Consider the following 15,765-nt stretch of genomic DNA (forward strand, 5'->3'; position numbering starts at 1 on the left):
AGCGTGCTCACTTCCTGAGTGAAGGGGGTTCCTGGGATCCCGTGCGGGGCGTGTCCAGCCCCGCCCGGGGGCCCCTGCCGGCGGCGGGGGGAATCGGGGGCGCGGGGTCCGGGGCGGCCAGCGCGACGGCGTAGACGGACAGCAACTGCTCGGCGCTGCGCGCGATGTCGTAGCGCCGGACGACCGGGGGCGGCGGGAGCCGGCGCGCGCCCGCCTCCATGTGCCCGCGCAGGGCGGCGACCAGCTCCTCGGTGCCGGTCCCGATGCGCCGCGCGCCGGGGGCCTGGGTGGCGGGGAGGTCGTCGATGGCCGGGCAGGTCACGTGCAGCACGGGCAGCCCGGCCGCCAGCGCCTCGACCACGGCGAGGCCGAAGGCCTCCTCGCGCGACGGGGAGACGAACACGTCCATCGCCGCGAGCAGCGCTGGGATGCCCGGCGTACGCCCGTCCGCGCTGTCGCCGAGCGGGTCCCGCTCCCCCAGCAGATGGATGCGGCTCTGCGCGCCCAGCTCGGCGGCCAGGGTGCGCAGCGCGGCCCGCTCCGGCCCGTCCCCGGCCAGCAGCAGGTGCGCCCCGGGGAGCGCGGCGACCGCCCGTACGAGTACGTCGAACCGCTTGCCCGGCACCAGCCGGCCGACGCCGCCCACCACGAACGCCCGCTCCGGCAGCCCGGTCCGGGCCCGGGTGGCCCGGCGGACACCCTCGTCGAAGCGGAAGCGGACGGCCTCGATCCCGTTCGGTACGACGTGCACCCGCGCGGCCGGCACCCCCCAGCCCTCCAGCCGCGCCGCGACCGTCTCCGACACCGCGACCGTCGCGGCGCCGAGGCGCTCGCTGGCCAGGTACAGCGCCCGTACCCCGCCCGACAGCGGCCGGCCCTCGATCTCGCCCTCGCCGAGGGAGTGTTCGGTGGCGACCGTCGCCCCGACCCCCGCGAGGCGCGCCGCGAGGCGCCCGTACACGCAGGCCCGGTACAGGTGCGTGTGCACGAGGTCGTAGCGGCCGCGCCGGATGAACCTCACCAGCCTCGGCAGCGCCCCGAGATCCCGGTTCCCGCGCATCCCGAGGTGGACGACCCGCACCCCGTCGGCCCGCAGCCCTTCGGCGACCGGGCCGGGGTTGGTCAGCGTCAGCACGTCGCACTGCATCGGCATGTGCCGCAGCAGCAGGCGCAGTTGCTGCTCGGCGCCGCCGACGCCCAGGCCCGTGATGATGTGCAGCGCCTTCAGCGGTGTCACCGGCGTCACCGCGCCACCGCCCGCCGCAGCTCCCGCACCCGGTGGCGCAGCTGCTTGACGCGCAGCCGGGACCCGCCGTCCGCCTGGCTGATGTGCGTGCGCGGCAGGGCGTGCGGGCCGGCGAGCCGCCCGGGGTCGATGGCGCAGGCGTACGCGTACCCGGCGGCCCGCGTCTGGGCGACGACCCGGGCGTCGAGGTGCCCGTACGGGTAGCAGAACCCCTCGGGCAGCTTCCCGGTCAGCTCGCGCAGCAGGTCGCGGCTGCCCCGGAGCTCCTGCTGGAGCACGTCGTCGGGGGTGCTGGTGAGGTCCTGGTGGAGCAGCCCGTGCGAGCCGATCTCCTGCCCGGCGGCGGCGACTTCGCGGATGCCCTCGGCGGTGAGCAGGGACTTGCGGGGGCCCAGCGGGTCCCACACGTTGTCCACGCCGAGCCGGCCGGGCAGTACGAACAGCGTCGCCGTGCAGTCGTGGCGGCGCAGCAGGGGGAGCGCGTTGGTCAGGAAGTCGGTGTAGCCGTCGTCGAAGGTCAGGCCGACGAGTCCGGCGCCGCGTCCTGCCGCGCGGGCCCTGAGCAGCTCGCCCACGGACACCCCGCGCAGGCCCCGGGAGCGCAGCCACAGCAGCTGGGCCTCCAGCACCTGCGGGGTGACGGTGATGCCGTACGGGTCCTCGGCGTTATCGGTGAACTCGGCGACCGAGTGGTACATCAGGACCCACGGCGATGCGGCCCGGCGGGCGGGAACCACCGCGGCGGGCTGCGCCGTGTGGGTGTCAGCGGACATTGCGGAACCTCTGGGTGAGCTGGGAGGTGAGCGAAGCGGAGAGCTTGGCGATCTGGGCGGGCATGGCGGTGACCTCCAGGGCCCGTATGGCCATTCCGGTGGCCCCGAACATGGCCGGGACGAGCAGGCAGCCGAGGGCCGCGCTGACCAGCGGGTCGGGGATCATCGGCCCGGCGATCCAGCCGGTGGCGCAGGCGGCGAAGGCGGCGACCGAGAGCCGGCCGATGCTGATGGCCACCCGGCGGACCTGGATGGCGATGATCCGCGAGCCGAGGCCGGTGAGCAGCAGCGCGGCGGTGGTGGAGATGCCGGCGGCGTTGGCGGCGGCGATGCCGTAGGTGCCCCACCAGCCGACGGCGAAGGCTCCGGCCACGATGTTGACGAGGAGTCCGGCGCCCATCGCGAGCGCCGGGAACCAGGTGGGCCGGGCGGTCGAGAAGAAGGGCCGGGACAGCGCCCCGACGAGGCAGTGGCCGAGGAGCCCGAGGCCGTAGACCCGCATGACGGAGGCGGTGGCGACGGTGTCCTGGTGGGTGAAGGCGCCGCGTTCGAAGAGGACTTGGATGATCTGGGGCGCGTAGCCGATGACGAGGGCTGTGCCGATCAGGACGGCGAGGGAGGCGAGCGCGAGGTCCTGCTCGACGCGCCGCCGGGCCTTCTCCCGCTCGCCGCCGGCCATGGCCTGGGCGACGACGGGGAAGGTGACGGTACAGATCATCAGGGAGAGCACCATCGGCATCTGCGCCACCTTCTGGGCGTAGTTCAGGTGCGAGATGGCGCCCGGCGGCAGCGAGGCGGCGAGGAACCGCTCGACGAGCACCTGGGACTGCCGGAACACGGCGAAGAGGATCACCGGGGCGATGACCCCGAAGGCGATCAGCGTGGGCCGGTCACGGTCGCGCAGGCTGCGCGGGGCGCCCTTGGCCCGGGGCGGTCCGAAGCCCACGTTGCGGATGAAGGCGGGCAGTTGGACCAGGGCCATCAGCAGACCGCCGACGGCGACCCCGGCGGCCGCGGCCCGCACCCCCCACACGGCGTGCAGGGCCACCATCGTGCCGATGATCCCCACGTTGTACGACACGTAGATGGCGGCGGGCGGCACGAAGGAGCGGTGCGCCCGCAGCGCGGCGCTGAAGTACCCGGCGATCCCGAACGACAGCACCGTCAGGGCCGTCATCCGGGTGCACTCGACCGCCAGTTCGGGATCCGGCAGCCCGGGGGCGAGGACGGAGACGACGAGCGGCGCGGCCACGATCAGTACCGACGCGACGGCGGCCAGGAACACCGCGAGGCGCGGCAGCGTCGCCCCCACGAGCAGTCGTACGGGATCGGCCGCGCGGGCCTCCCGGCGGGTGAGCCCGGCCCTACTGGCGGCCCGGCGGGCCAGGGCGTGGCTGAACGCGGGCACCATCAGCAGCGCCATGGCGTCCTCGATCAGCAGCGTCGAGGCCATCTCGGGCACGGTCCAGGAGATCAGGAACGCGTCGCTGTCGTGCCCGGCGCCGAAGAGGTGCGCGATGGTCTGGTCGCGTACGAGCCCGAACACCGCGCCGGCGGCGGTCAGCCCGGCGGTCACCGCGGCGGCCTTGGCCAGGAACCGTCCGAGCGGCGCCGGTCCGCTGCCGCCGGGCGAACCGGGTTCGGAACCACCGCCCGCCCGCGCACCGGCGACGGGTCCGGGCCGCCGCGGGCCGGCCGCCGCCCGGGCGTCCCGCCGGGACACCACCCGGACGGCCCTCGCCCCCGGCCCGCCGCCCGGGCGGGGGGGTGTGCCCGGGACGTGGGCGGGGCCCGCCCCGGCCGGAGGGCCGGAGGCGGGCCGCCAAGGCGTGGTGTCCGTCACCGGCCGGCCGCACCCTCAAGGGCCGGGCGGCGCAGTGCGTCCGCGTCCCCCCGGGAAGGCAGGGCCCACCAGGCGGCCAGGCCGATGATCACCCCGGTCAGGACGGTGGACGGGCCGCCGATGTCCGCGTACAGGAAGTCGGTCAGCTGCCAGACGAGCAGCCCGACCGCGACCAGGCCGCAGTCCCGGATCCCCCGGTCGGCGCCGCCGGCGGCGAACCGCCGCAGCCCCGCGACCAGTACCGCCGCCCAGCCGCCCGCCAGCGCGGTCAGCCCGATCAGGCCCTGCTCGCTGAGCACCAGCAGGTACATGTTGTGCGGGGAGAGCAGCGGCTGGCGCAGGTACGCCTGGCCCGCGCCCGCGGTGTCGCTGCCGGAGGAGAGCCCCAGCGAGGAGTGTCCGTCCCGGTGGGCGGGGAAGCCCTTGAGGCCCACCCCGGCGGCCGGCCGCTCGCGCCACATCGAACCGGCGGCCGCCCACATCGTGTAGCGGTCGGTCACCGACTGGTCGGGCGCGCTGGAGACCTGCGTGATGGAGGTCAGCCGCTCCGCCACCATCTCGGAGCCGACCCCGAGCCCGCCGACCAGCACCACACCCGCCGCACCGAGCGCGAGGAGCACCTTGACGGCCCGCCGGATCCCGGCCAGCCCCATCACCAGCACCGCCGCGCCGAGGGTGGCGATCCAGGCGCCCCGGCTGAACGACAGCACCAGCGGCAGCACCAGCACCAGGGCCGCGCCGCCCGCCAGCCGCCGGACCTGCCTCGGCAGCCCCGGGGCCAGCGCCACCGCGGTCGCGACGACCAGCCCGTACGCCACCACCGTGGCCATGCCCATCACGTCGCCGGGGCCGAAGGTCCCGACGGCCCGGATGTCCTCGCCCTGGTACGAGGCCCCGGTGTGGGTCGCGTACTGCACGACCCCGACCGCGCCCTGCACCAGCGCCAGTACCACGAAGCACCCCGCGGCCAGCCGGAACTCCCCCGCGTCGCGCACCAGCAGCACGATCGCCGCCGGGACCAGCACGAACACCTGGAGGTAGCGCACGAACCCGGGCAGGGCGGCGTACGGGTCCCCGGCGGTCACGGTCGCGACGGCCAGCCCGACGGCCGGCAGCCCGAGGAGGAACGCCGCGAGCGGGGTCAGGGACCGCACCCGGCCGCGCAGCGCCTGCACGGCGCAGACGAACACGAGCAGCAGCGAGGCGGCGTCGGCCGGGCCGACCTTGCCGGAGGCGGTCGCGTCCCCCGCGGGGAGCGGGGCGAGGAGGAACAGTACGGTCGCGGCGAGCGGCAGCAGCGGCCAGTGCCGGCGCAGCAGCACCGGCAGCTCGGGCCGTAGCCGGGTCGTCGATACGGCAAGGCTCATGTTCAGCTGCCCCCCAGCCGGAATCGGAAGAACGAGGCCGCGGTGCGGGCCAGGATCCACAGGTCCTGCCACAGCGACCAGGTGTCGATGTAGTGGTTGTCGAAGCGGGCCCGGTCCTCGATGGAGGTGTCCCCGCGCAGGCCGTTGATCTGCGCGAGGCCGGTGATGCCGACGGGCATCCGGTGGCGGGCCTCGTAGCCGGGGTGGACGCTGCTGAACTTGGCGACGAAGAAGGGCCGTTCGGGGCGCGGACCGACCAGGCTCATGTCACCCCGGACCACGTTCCACAGCTGCGGCAGCTCGTCCAGCGAGGACTTGCGCAGGAAGGAGCCGATGGGGCTCATCCGGCGGTCGCCGGCCACCGTCCAGCGGGTGGCGGACTCGTGCGCGTCCGCGCTCAGGGTGCGGAACTTCAGCAGGGTGAAGGACCGCCCGTACAGGCCGACCCGCTCCTGCCGGAAGATCACCCCGGGCCCGTCGGAGAGCCGTACGGCCAGGGCGCACAGCGCCATCACGGGCGCGGCCGCGACCAGTGCGAGCGAGGCCAGGAGGGAGTCGATGCCCCGCTTCGCGAACCGCTCCAGCGGCCGCGCCGGGCGGGGCAGCAGCGGCTGTACGGCGTACCCCCACAGCTGGTCGGCGGGCTGCGCCACCCGCATACCGGTGACCTTGGCGGTACCGGCCGGGTCGGCGAGCCAGAGCCGGCAGCCGTGGTCGTGGAAGAGCCGGACCAGGGAGGCGGTGCGCTCGTCGGCCTCCGGCGGGCGGGTGAACACCGCGTGCCGGACCGAGTTCTGGATGACCGCGCGGCGGATGTCCTCGTGGGTGGCGAGCACGGGCACGGCGCCGCTGTCGCCGTCGGCCGCCGCGGCGGTGTCGGCGAGCCCGACGGGGCGCAGCCCGTACTCGGGGCGCCCGTGCAGGGCGGCGGCGACCGCGCTCGCCCCGGCGACGGGCCCCACGACCAGGGTGGAGGCGGGCCTGCGGACGCGGACCCGGCGGCGGAGCTGGTTGACGAACCCGCGTCCCGCGCACGCCAGTACGGCCTGCAGGCACACCGCGCCGAGCAGTGCGCCCCAGGCCAGTACCCGCCCGGGTGCGGCGGCGGCCACGACCGCGGCCGCCGCGCACCACAGGACGGCGGCCCGCCCGGCCAGCGTGGGCAGTTCCCGGAGCGCGGAGGGCGCGAGCCGCGGCCGGTACAGCCCGGCCTGCGCGTGCAGCCCGGCGAGGACCATGGCCGCGGGTACGGCCGCCTCGACGGGCAGTCGCAGTCCGGGCAGGGCGGCCGCCGTCGCCACGACGGCCAGCGCGTCGGCGGTCAGCAGCGGGAACACCCCGTCACGGCGGCGGGCCCGCTTGGGCCGTACGGCCGCCCGGGCCTGCTCCGCCTTGGGCCCGCGCGGCGGGTGGATGGCGGTCACGGAACGGCGGACGGCGGTGGTGCCGGTGCCGGTACTGCCTCCGGAAGGCCCCGTGCCGCCCTGCCCGGTGTGCCGGGCGGGTGCGCTGTCCATCGTCATCGGCTGATGCGCTCCTGGTTCAAGGGCCGGGGCCTGCCCAGCAGTTCGTGGTACAGACCGGTGACCGCGTCCGTGGTCCGCCGCACGTCGAAGTCGGTCCGGGCGTGCTGCTGGGCCTGCTCGCCGAGTTCGGCGAGCAGCCGCGGCTCGGCGAGCAGCCGTCCCAGGGCCTTGGCCAGGGCCGCCGGGTCCTCCGGCGGCACCAGGCAGAGCCGTCCCTGGCCGGGCGGCAGGCTCTCCCGGGCACCGCTGACGTCGGAGACCAGGACCGGTCGGCCACAGGCCATGGCTTCGAGCGGGGCGAGCGCCATGCCTTCCCACCGCGACGGCAGTACAACGAGATCGGCGGCCCGAAGCCACGGTCGGATGTCGCAGGCGGCCCCCGCGAAGTGCACTGCGGACGGCGCGGCGCGGCGCAGCCGTTCGGTGTCGGGGCCGTCGCCGACGAGCGCGAGCCGGGCTCCGGGCAGGTTCCCGAGCACCTCCGGCCAGGCCCGCAGCAGGATGTCCTGGCCCTTCTGCTGGCAGATCCGGCCCACGCAGACGACGAGCGGCCCTCCGCCGTCCCGGAAGGAGGTGGGCAGCAGCAGTCCGGCGCGCGCCCGGGCCCGGTCCAGGTCTGGGTCCGGGCCGCCGGGGCGGAAGTGGTCGAGGTCGACTCCGTTGCGGATCACCGACCAGCGGGCGGCGATCCCCTCGGACTCGCCCGTTCGGCGTTCGGCCTCGCTGACGCAGAGCACGCGGTCGGCCCAGCGGGCACCGAACCGCTCCCAGCGCAGGGCGAGCGCGGCGGTGGCCCCGCCGACGGCGTCGAAGGACCAGGCGTGCGGCTGGAAGACGGTCGGCACGCCGCCGCGCACGGCGAGCCGGCCGGCCAGCCCGGCCTTGGCGCTGTGGGCGTGCAGGATGTCCGGCTGGACGCGGCCGATCACCCGGCGGGCGCCGAGCACTTCGGCGGGCAGGCCGGGCCCGGGGGCCCGTCCGGCGCGCCAGTTGAGCACCTCGGCCCCGGCGTCGCGGGCGGCCTCGGCGAGCTGTCCGCCGCGCGGGCAGCCGACGACGGTCCGCAGCCCGGCCGCGGACTGGGCGCGGACGAGGTCGACGACGACCCGGGCCACACCGCCCTCGACGGGCTGGACGAGATGGAGGACGGTCACCTGCGGGGGGTTCGGGGGTTGTGCGGTCGAAGGCTGTGGTGACACGTGGAGTGATCTCCTACGTTCAGCGGCGCGCGTCTGTCTGAACGAAGAGCACACCGAGGAAATGACCCTGGCTTTCGCCCGCGAACCTGAAGGTCAGGTTCCGGGCGCCACCGGACAGGGCGGGACTCAGGTCGAACACGTCCGCGTCATATCCGAGATTATTCATATGTTCGGGCTGTCGCACGAACGAGTGATGCCCGAATTCCGTGATCGTGGAATTCATAACATCATTAAAAGGATTTTCTCCATCACTGAGGCTCACCCGTCGGCCGCTGTCGGCCGTCACGGTCAGTGAGTCCCCGAGCGTCCCGCGGTCCCCGTCGTACGCCACCACCCCGACCCGCCCCGCGGACCCGGCCGCCGCGTCCAGACCGGAGAGCTCCACCATCTCCCCCGAGGCCTCGCCGGGCCCCGCGGCCAGCCCCTCGAAGCCGTCCCACAGCGAGATCCGGCGTACCGGCTCCTGGGGGTGCTCGTAGGCGACCACCAGCGTCCAGCCGCCCCAGGCGCCCACCTCGGAGTGCCCCATGGCGATGTTGAGCTGGGCCACCGTCCACATCCCCGCGCCGCCCTTGCGGACCAGCGGGGTCACGTCGGCGGAGGCCTGGTAGGCATCGCTGCCCGCGTCGCTGCGGTGCCCGATCACCGTGTCGGCCACCACCGCCTTGTACGCGCCGCCCGGCTCGGCGACCAGCACCCGGCCGTTGTCCTCCGGCGGCTTCTGCTCGCCGACCCGCAGGTTCCCGCCCCAGTACAGCCGGGCGTACGAGACCTTCGCCCCCTGCGGGACCTTGAGCTCGGCGCGGGTCGAGTTGTACGTGTCCGGGTCCTTGTCGACCTCGTCGTAGAACATCTCGAAGTCGCTGTTGACCCCGGCGGCGCCCCGCTTCACCTCGGCGCACGACTCGGCCTCCTCGGACTCCTCCTTGCGGCAGCCGATGGACGAGTTCGAGGCCCGGACCAGCCCGCCGTGCTGCACGGCCTGATAACGCTGGGTGAACGGCACCCGGGGCAATTCGCGCGTCCCCGGCGGGGCCGCAGCGCCGGCTGCGGGCACGTTCGCCGAAAGTGCGAGGCAGGACAGCAGACCGAGCGTGCCGAGGATTCTGCGGGGTGAACCCATGACCCTGTCTCCATTTTCGATCAAGGGGACAAAACAGGAGTGAACTTTGGCAGAAATCAGGCTGGAAATCACGCCGGACTCGCTCGTACGGCCTTTTGGGCGATAGCACGCACCCTCGCACCTGTCAGGTCGTTATGGGGGTGCACCATTGTTCGAACCGAAAGGGAAAACGGAGATGCAGAAGAGGCTGGTGCGCGGCACCACCATGGCGGTCGCGGGCGCGGCGATGCTGATGGGCGGCGCGGGCCTCGCCTCCGCGCACGGCGGGGACGGCGCGACGGCGACGGGCTTCACGGCCGAGTCCCCGGGCGTGCTGAGCGGCAACCTCGGGCAGGTCCCGGTCCACGTCCCGGTCAACGTCTGCGGCAACACCGTCAACGTCATCGCGCTGCTGAACCCCGCGTTCGGCAACACCTGCGTGAACGCCTGAACGTCAACCCCGCCGCCCGAAACGGCGGCATCCGAGTGAAGTCACGCAACCCGGACCGGGGTCCGGCCGTTGATCCGGGTGCTCCAGTACCGGGCAATCCTGCCAAAAAAGGGACGACAATGATCAAGAAGTTTGCAGCCGGCGCAGCGGTTGCCGCCTCCTTCGTGGGCCTGGGTGCCGCCATGGCCCCGCAGGCGATGGCGATCGGGAACGACAACGGCATCAACACCGTCAACGGCAACGGTGCCTCGCAGATCTACGGCAACCAGGCGACCTACGGCCACATGAGCCCGCAGATGGCGCTGATCCAGGGCTCCTTCAACAAGCCCTGCATCGCCCTGCCCGCGAAGGCCAACGTGCAGTCCGTCCTCGCCCTCATCAACGTCGGCGTCCAGGACATCCCCGTCCTGTCCAGCCCGCAGAACCAGCAGTGCACCGAGAACTCCACCCAGGCCAAGGGCGACGAGGCTCTCTCGCACATCCTCAGCAACATCCCGATCCTGTCGGGCAACGCCTCGGCCGGCAGCTGATCGCACCCCCCAGCGCCCCGCGCCAGCGAGGCCGCCGCACCTTCGGGTCGCGGCGGCCTCGCCGCTTGTAGGGCCTCCTCCGAATTCTCGCGCAACGCGCAAATCGACCTCGAATTCCCAGTGCGCGAGCGTCGGAGTGAATTTCCGACACACCCCGGAAAACCTGTGGTTTCTTTTTCCGGAGCCACTCGTTATTAATTCTGCAGCGGATACGCCTCTGCGGGAAGGATCGAAATCAAATGACGTACAAGAAGGCAGTGGTGCTGGCCGCCGGCGTGCTGATGGCCGCCGGTGCCGCCTCCCCCGCCATGGCCGACTCGGTGGCCGACGGCAAGGCCGTGGGCTCCCCGGGCGTCCTCTCGGGCAACCTGCTCCAGGTCCCGGTGCACGTGCCCGTGAACGTCTGCGGCAACACCGTCAACGTCATCGCGCTGCTGAACCCCGCGTTCGGCAACACCTGCGTCAACGCCTGACGAAGCACCTGTGCCCGCAAGGGCAGACCTCCTCGGGGTGGCCTCGGAGTGCACGGCGGTGCACTCCGAGGCCACCTTCGATTCAGCACCGGCCAGCAGCGCCGGTAGACAGGGAAGGACCCATGCGACAGGTACTGAGCCGACAGGTACTGGGCAAGGGCGTGCTCACCGCGGCGGCCGCCTCCAGCCTGCTGTCGATCGCGGCGGGCGCGGCCTACGCGCATCCCGGGGCCATGGCCGAAGCCTCGCATTCACCGGGTGTGCTGGCCGGCAACAGCGTCTCGGTACCGATCACCTTCACGCCGAACGCGTGCGGCAACACCGTGGACGCCGGGGCGGGCCTGAACCCCGCGATGGGCAACAACTGCGCCACCGCGACCGGCTCCGCCGCGCACGGCGACCACGACTACGAGCGCTACCTCAGCCCCGAGAACGCCGAGGCCCTGGAGCGGTACCTCGACGAGCGCGAGGCGCGGCACGCGATGCCGCGGCAGCGGGTCGAGGAGGCGCCCGACGAGACGCCCCGGCGGGCGCCGAAGCACGCGGCACCCAAGCACGCCGCCCCGAAGCACGCGGCGCCGCGCCACGCCGAACAGGCGCACGACGAGGGCGGCTACGGCGGCTCGGGCGAGTCCGGCGGCCCGGGCGAGGAGGAGTGCGACGACCACCCTCCGCAGCCGCAGCCCCACGCCGAGCACCCGCAGGCCCCTCCGGCGCACCACGCTCCCCCGGCGCCCCCCAAGCCCGAGCCGAGGCCCGAGCCGAAGCCCGAGCCCGTCGTGGCGCAGCCGGCTCCGGCGCCCGCACCGGTCCAGGAGGCGCCCCAGCCGCCCCCGGCACCCGCCCCGGTTCCGGTCCCCCCGGTCGAGGAGGCGCCCCACACGCTCCCGGCCCCGGCTCCCGTCCCCCCGGCCGAGGAGGCGCCCCACACGCTTCCCGCGCCGGCGCCCGGGCCCGCTCCCGTAGCGGAGGAGGCGCCCGCTCCCATGCCCCCGCGCGGGAGCCAGGTCGTAGAGCACCCGGCGCCCGTCCCCGCGCCCGTGCCGCAGACCGTACGTCCCGCGGACCAGCCGCCGGCAGCCCCCGCCGGTGACCTGCCCGTACCCATGCCCCCGGCGCCCGTTCCGGCGCCCGTTCCGGCGCCCGTTCCGGCGCCCGCGCCCCTCCCCGCGCCGGCCGCGGCGCCCGCTCCGGCTCCCGTACCCGCGCAGGTCTCGGCGCCCGTACTGGCCGAGACGGGTGCGGGGCAGACCGGCGCCGCCGCAGCCCTCGCCACGGCCCTGATCCTGGGCGGCGCCATTCTCTACCGCAGGTCCCGTATCGCCTGACGGCAATACCGGTAATAAGAAGAAATATCGGCCGGAGAGTCCCTTGTCGGATTCTCCGGCCGTTGCCGTGTTCGGTTCCGCGTTTCCGGATCGGCGGGGAATCGTTAGCCAGGGCGAAAGCGGCGCGACGGTCGCCGCTGACGCCTCTGTCCACGAAAGAAGAGGATTTCCATAATGAAGCTCTCGAAGGTCGCCGCTGTCGTCGTCGGCTCCGTCGCCGCACTCGGCGCCACCGCCCCCGCCTTCGCCGCCGAGGCGCCGACGACCTCGCCGGCGATGAGCCTGACGAGTGGGGTGACGGAGACCCTCAACGCCGTCAACCCGGTCTCGCAGGCGCTCCCGCAGACCCTCGGCAACGGCCTGGCCGAGCAGGGTGAGGCCGTCAACAAGGTCGTGGGCACCGTGCAGAGCGTCAACAAGGTCCGCAACGATGCGCCGGGCGAGGTCATGAAGCTGGCGAACGGGGCCACCCAGGGCAACCCGATGCTCGGCGGTGTGAAGCTCAACGGCGGCGCCAGCTGACGGGCCCTTCCCCCCAGTGCGCAGATACGACTGTGGGCGCCACCGGCGAGGCCGGTGGCGCCCACAGTCGCGTGCGCGACGACTGACGTCAGTCGTTGATGCAGGTGTTGCCGAACGCGGGGTTCAGCAGGCCGATCACGTTCACGGAGTTGCCGCAGACGTTGACCGGGACGTGAACCGGGACCTGGAGCAGGTTGCCCGAGAGGACACCCGGGGAGCCCACGGCCGCACCCTCGGCCGAGGAATCGGCGGCGGCGGAACCGGCGGCACCGGCCGCAGCGAGACCGGCGGAGGCCAGAACCAGGGCGGCCTTCTTGGCAGAGTTCATGGGAAGTGCACCTTCTGTTCGATGTTCTGCCCCGATCCGGGGCTCACACCGAGCGAAACGGTCCACCATCCCAGACGACACGGGTCGGTGCGCGATCAGACCTGTTCAGCTTAATAGTCGTAACCACGCACGAGTCCCGTCACGGCGATCCGAGGATCGGGATGTCGGGAATGTCGGGGATCGCGGGCACCAGCTCCACCGGGGGCGCCACGGGTACCGACGGCACCGCCGGGTTGGAGACGGGCAGCTGCGGGACGCCGGGGATCTCGGGGATCGTGATCTCCGGGAGCGGGATCTTGGGGATCTCCGGGATCGCCGGCAGGTTCGGCAGGTTCGGCAGCTTGATCTCCGGGAGCTTCACCCCGGGCAGCAGGGTCTCCAGGGACTTGAGGAGGTCGGCCAGGGTCTTGGAGACGCCCGCGAGGAGGTCGTCCAGGGGTCCGGCCGCCGCCACTCGCTCGTTGATCTCCTCCTGGGCTGCCGCCACCCGGTTCGTGAGGGCGGCGGACCCGGCACCGTCGGCGGCGCCCGCGGGGGCAGCCGCGCCGGTGAGTATGACGACCGCGAGGGCCGACGGGACGAGGATGCGGACGCGGGAGGGCTTCGTGCGGTGCATGGGGGATCCGTTCTGGTGGTCGCGCAGAAACGGACCCGAGCGATCCGCCTCCTTACCCACCGTGCGAACACCTCCCACGGTCCGCAACCGGACCGTGGAGCCCCGAACACGGCTGCTGGCTGCGTACGGGCTTCGCGCACGCGTCCGGAGGCGGCTCACCCGGCCCGGGGAAATCCTCGCCCTCCGCAGGCCGTTTGAGTGAAGCAGCAGAACCAACCCCCGTCCGGGCAGTTGATCAGGGCGCTCCACTAGCGGGCACTCGTGCGACAGACAAAAGGATCAAGATGCTCAAGAAGATCATGACTGCTGCCGCGGTCACCGCCGCCGCCGTCGGCGCGGGCGCTGCTGTTGCCGCCCCGGCCATGGCCATCGGCAACGACAACGGGATCAACACCGTGAACGGGAACGGTGCCCAGCAGATCTACGGCAACCAGAAGACCCACGGCGACATGAGCCCGCAGCTCGGCCTGGTCCAGGGCACGCTGAACAAGCCCTGCATCGGCCTGCCCGTCAAGGTCAACGCCCAGTCCCTGGTTGCCCTGCTCAACGTCGGTGTCCAGGACATCAACGTCCTGTCGAACCCGCAGAACCAGCAGTGCACCGAGAACTCCACCCAGGCCAAGGGCGACGAGCCGCTCTCGCACATCCTGGACAACATCCCGGTCCTGTCGGGCAACGGCTCCATCGGCAGCTGATCCACGCACCCCTCGCGGTCCGGGCGCACGGCGCCCGGCGTGGAGCAGGAACGACGAGGGCCCCGGCAGCCTCCAGCTGCCGGGGCCCTCGCCCGTGCGGTACGGGTACGGGGTCGGGCCGCCGCCGTCAGCTCGTCCAGAACTCCCACCACCGGGTCAGGATCAGCATCCCGATGACGCCGGCGTGCAGGGCCGGCGGGGCCCAGCCGAACTCGGCGAAGAAGCCCCTGACCGGGGCGGGCGCGGGGAGCGTGCCAGCGGTGACGTTGTGCGCGGTGACCGCCCAGAACATCAGCAGGGTCGCCACCCAGGCCAGGCAGCACCACAGGCAGAGCGCGTTGATCTCGTAGAGCGACTGGACCATGAGCCAGGAGCAGAATCCGACGCCGAAGGCCGTTCCGGCGTTCAGTCCGAGCCAGAACCAGCCGCGGTGGCGGGCCCCGGCCAGCAGGCCCGCGCCGACGCACACGACGACCCCGTAAGCGACCAACCCCAGCATCGGGTTGGGGAAGCCGAAGACCGCCGCCTGGTCGCTCTTCATGACGCTGCCGCAGGAGACGACGGGGTTGAGGCTGCAGGCGGGCTTGAAGTCGGGGTCCTCCAGCAGCAGGAACTTGTCGAGGGTGATCACCCAGGAGGCCAGCAGGCCGGCCGCTCCAGTGAGGACCAGCAGCCAGGCCAACCCCCGGGGGGTGGCGGGCGGTTCGCCGTCGATGCGGTTGCGGGGCCGTCCCTGCTGGCGGGGGACGCCCACTGTATTCGTTGCCATGCCACCCATAGTCCCGCCTTTCCTTCCATACCGGGCCTAACCATGCCCATGCGTAAGGAAGTTGACCTGAAGGTGTGGCGGGAACCCCTGATGCTTCCCGGACGTTTTACCGAACCCCGGACGTGATGTCAGAGCCAGGGGCTACGTTGAGCTTCCGCGAAGTGACAAGCTGCGACGGCCTGGAGACCCACCTTGAGCGATCCGTACGAGACAACCGAGGCGCACCTCGAGCGACTCCTGGGCCGCGCCCTCAACTCCTTCGACCTGCCCGACCGGTTGGTCGAGCGCCTCGGTACGGCGCTCGCCCACAGCTCTTCGCTGTACACCACCCACCGCAGCCACGCGGCGGGGGTGTGGCGGGAGACCCACCGGCACACCTACCTGCTGGCCGACGGCGGGGCGGTGTCCCTGTGGGAGCTGGCGTACCGGCTGGAGGGCGACCGGGCCGTCCGGCACGAGGTCTTCGCGGGCAAGGCCGAGACCTGCCTGGCCGTGGCCCGGCTGTTCGGCGAGGCTCCCGCCGAGGCGCTGCTGGACCCGACGCTGACCGACTCCGACGATGACGACGCGAGCGATGTGGCCGTACTGAGCGCGCTGTTCGCGGCCGCCGCGGCCGCGCCGGCGCAGCGGTACCGAGAGTACGCGGTGGAGCAGTCCGCGGACCACGCGCGGCGGGTGCTACGGCGTGCGGAGAATCCGGACCGGCCCGGTGAGCCGGTGGCGGAGCGGCTGCGCTCGGCGTACGCGCACCAGATCACCCAGGCCTTCGGCGGCCGCCAGTGCCTCCTCGACGGGCGGGACGCGGGTTTCAGCCTGTACGAGCACGCCTTCGTCATGCTGGACGGCAGCGAGTTCAGCCTGTGGGAGGTCGAGCACACGGCGACGCCGGACGGGCGCCACATGTGCGAGGTGTACGAGAGCGAGGCCGCCGCGCGCGGAGCGATGGAACTGCGCGCGCGGGTCCGGTGAACTTCCCGGTGAACCTTGCCGGTCGCAT

General features: G+C 73.1%; 17 protein-coding genes. 7 read left to right on the forward strand and 10 right to left on the reverse strand.

All coding sequences use genetic code 11. From position 1 onward, the window contains the following. Nucleotides 1–7: 7 nt before the first annotated feature. The 7 genes from ACZ7GJ_RS34650 to ACZ7GJ_RS34680 all read right to left on the reverse strand — a co-directional run bounded on the left by ACZ7GJ_RS34650 (nt 8) and on the right by ACZ7GJ_RS34680 (nt 9,077). The gene (locus ACZ7GJ_RS34650; RefSeq protein WP_470757522.1) at nt 8–1,228 is read right to left on the reverse strand and encodes a glycosyltransferase; all 1,221 of its coding nucleotides are present in this window, start codon (nt 1,226–1,228) and stop codon (nt 8–10) included. 14 nt (nt 1,229–1,242) lie between these two features. Further along, on the reverse strand, nt 1,243–2,019 hold the full coding sequence (locus ACZ7GJ_RS34655; protein ID WP_470757455.1) for a polysaccharide deacetylase family protein: 777 nt from the start codon (nt 2,017–2,019) through the stop codon (nt 1,243–1,245). Continuing rightward, the gene (murJ, locus tag ACZ7GJ_RS34660; RefSeq protein ID WP_470757457.1) at nt 2,009–3,745 is read right to left on the reverse strand and encodes a murein biosynthesis integral membrane protein MurJ; all 1,737 of its coding nucleotides are present in this window, start codon (nt 3,743–3,745) and stop codon (nt 2,009–2,011) included. The genes ACZ7GJ_RS34655 and murJ overlap by 11 nt, the downstream gene beginning before the upstream one ends. 113 nt (nt 3,746–3,858) lie before the next feature. Then, nucleotides 3,859–5,229 carry an O-antigen ligase family protein gene (locus ACZ7GJ_RS34665; RefSeq protein ID WP_470757458.1) on the reverse strand — a complete coding sequence of 457 codons (1,371 nt, stop codon included), beginning with the start codon at nt 5,227–5,229 and terminating at the stop codon, nt 3,859–3,861. 2 nt (nt 5,230–5,231) lie between these two features. After that, on the reverse strand, nt 5,232–6,752 hold the full coding sequence (locus ACZ7GJ_RS34670) for an exopolysaccharide biosynthesis polyprenyl glycosylphosphotransferase (protein ID WP_470757460.1): 1,521 nt from the start codon (nt 6,750–6,752) through the stop codon (nt 5,232–5,234). Further along, nucleotides 6,749–7,909 carry a glycosyltransferase family 4 protein gene (locus ACZ7GJ_RS34675; protein ID WP_470757462.1) on the reverse strand — a complete coding sequence of 387 codons (1,161 nt, stop codon included), beginning with the start codon at nt 7,907–7,909 and terminating at the stop codon, nt 6,749–6,751. The genes ACZ7GJ_RS34670 and ACZ7GJ_RS34675 overlap by 4 nt, the downstream gene beginning before the upstream one ends. Nucleotides 7,910–7,973: 64 nt before the next feature. Beyond that, nucleotides 7,974–9,077, reverse strand: a complete 1,104-nt coding sequence (locus ACZ7GJ_RS34680; protein WP_470757464.1) for a DUF3344 domain-containing protein — start codon at nt 9,075–9,077, stop codon at nt 7,974–7,976. A 175-nt stretch (nt 9,078–9,252) separates the two neighbouring features. Between ACZ7GJ_RS34680 and ACZ7GJ_RS34685 the strand changes: the two genes are divergently transcribed. The 5 genes from ACZ7GJ_RS34685 to ACZ7GJ_RS34705 all read left to right on the forward strand — a co-directional run bounded on the left by ACZ7GJ_RS34685 (nt 9,253) and on the right by ACZ7GJ_RS34705 (nt 12,360). Then, the gene (locus tag ACZ7GJ_RS34685; RefSeq protein WP_470757466.1) at nt 9,253–9,507 is read left to right on the forward strand and encodes a chaplin; all 255 of its coding nucleotides are present in this window, start codon (nt 9,253–9,255) and stop codon (nt 9,505–9,507) included. A gap of 119 nt (nt 9,508–9,626) precedes the next feature. Beyond that, the gene (locus ACZ7GJ_RS34690; protein ID WP_470757467.1) at nt 9,627–10,037 is read left to right on the forward strand and encodes a rodlin; all 411 of its coding nucleotides are present in this window, start codon (nt 9,627–9,629) and stop codon (nt 10,035–10,037) included. Between the two features lie 239 nt (nt 10,038–10,276). Continuing rightward, nucleotides 10,277–10,510, forward strand: coding sequence for a chaplin (locus tag ACZ7GJ_RS34695; RefSeq protein WP_470757469.1), 234 nt, complete (start codon nt 10,277–10,279; stop codon nt 10,508–10,510). Between the two features lie 122 nt (nt 10,511–10,632). Beyond that, nucleotides 10,633–11,838, forward strand: a complete 1,206-nt coding sequence (locus ACZ7GJ_RS34700) for a chaplin (protein WP_470757471.1) — start codon at nt 10,633–10,635, stop codon at nt 11,836–11,838. A gap of 174 nt (nt 11,839–12,012) precedes the next feature. After that, nucleotides 12,013–12,360: a hypothetical protein gene (locus tag ACZ7GJ_RS34705; RefSeq protein ID WP_470757472.1), complete on the forward strand. Its 348-nt coding sequence runs from the start codon at nt 12,013–12,015 to the stop codon at nt 12,358–12,360. Nucleotides 12,361–12,448: 88 nt separating this feature from the next. Here ACZ7GJ_RS34705 and ACZ7GJ_RS34710 read toward each other — a convergent pair whose 3' ends face one another. Together ACZ7GJ_RS34710 and ACZ7GJ_RS34715 are read right to left on the reverse strand one after the other, a co-directional pair. After that, nucleotides 12,449–12,688 (reverse strand): chaplin, encoded by a 240-nt coding sequence (locus ACZ7GJ_RS34710; protein WP_365916854.1) that lies wholly within the window; start codon nt 12,686–12,688, stop codon nt 12,449–12,451. A 139-nt stretch (nt 12,689–12,827) separates the two neighbouring features. Then, the gene (locus tag ACZ7GJ_RS34715) at nt 12,828–13,304 is read right to left on the reverse strand and encodes a hypothetical protein (RefSeq protein ID WP_470757475.1); all 477 of its coding nucleotides are present in this window, start codon (nt 13,302–13,304) and stop codon (nt 12,828–12,830) included. Between the two features lie 284 nt (nt 13,305–13,588). Between ACZ7GJ_RS34715 and ACZ7GJ_RS34720 the strand changes: the two genes are divergently transcribed. After that, on the forward strand, nt 13,589–13,999 hold the full coding sequence (locus tag ACZ7GJ_RS34720; protein ID WP_470757477.1) for a rodlin: 411 nt from the start codon (nt 13,589–13,591) through the stop codon (nt 13,997–13,999). A 127-nt stretch (nt 14,000–14,126) separates the two neighbouring features. On the opposite strand, the gene ACZ7GJ_RS34725 is transcribed toward ACZ7GJ_RS34720, so the two are convergent. Further along, entirely contained in the window at nt 14,127–14,768 is a 642-nt protein-coding gene (locus ACZ7GJ_RS34725; RefSeq protein ID WP_470757479.1) for a vitamin K epoxide reductase family protein, read from the reverse strand. Nucleotides 14,769–14,960: 192 nt separating this feature from the next. Here ACZ7GJ_RS34725 and ACZ7GJ_RS34730 point away from each other — a divergent pair, with 192 nt between their 5' ends. Next, on the forward strand, nt 14,961–15,737 hold the full coding sequence (locus ACZ7GJ_RS34730; protein ID WP_470757481.1) for a DUF6227 family protein: 777 nt from the start codon (nt 14,961–14,963) through the stop codon (nt 15,735–15,737). Nucleotides 15,738–15,765 lie beyond the last annotated feature (28 nt).

The organism is Streptomyces sp. NPDC037242 (assembly GCF_055604165.1).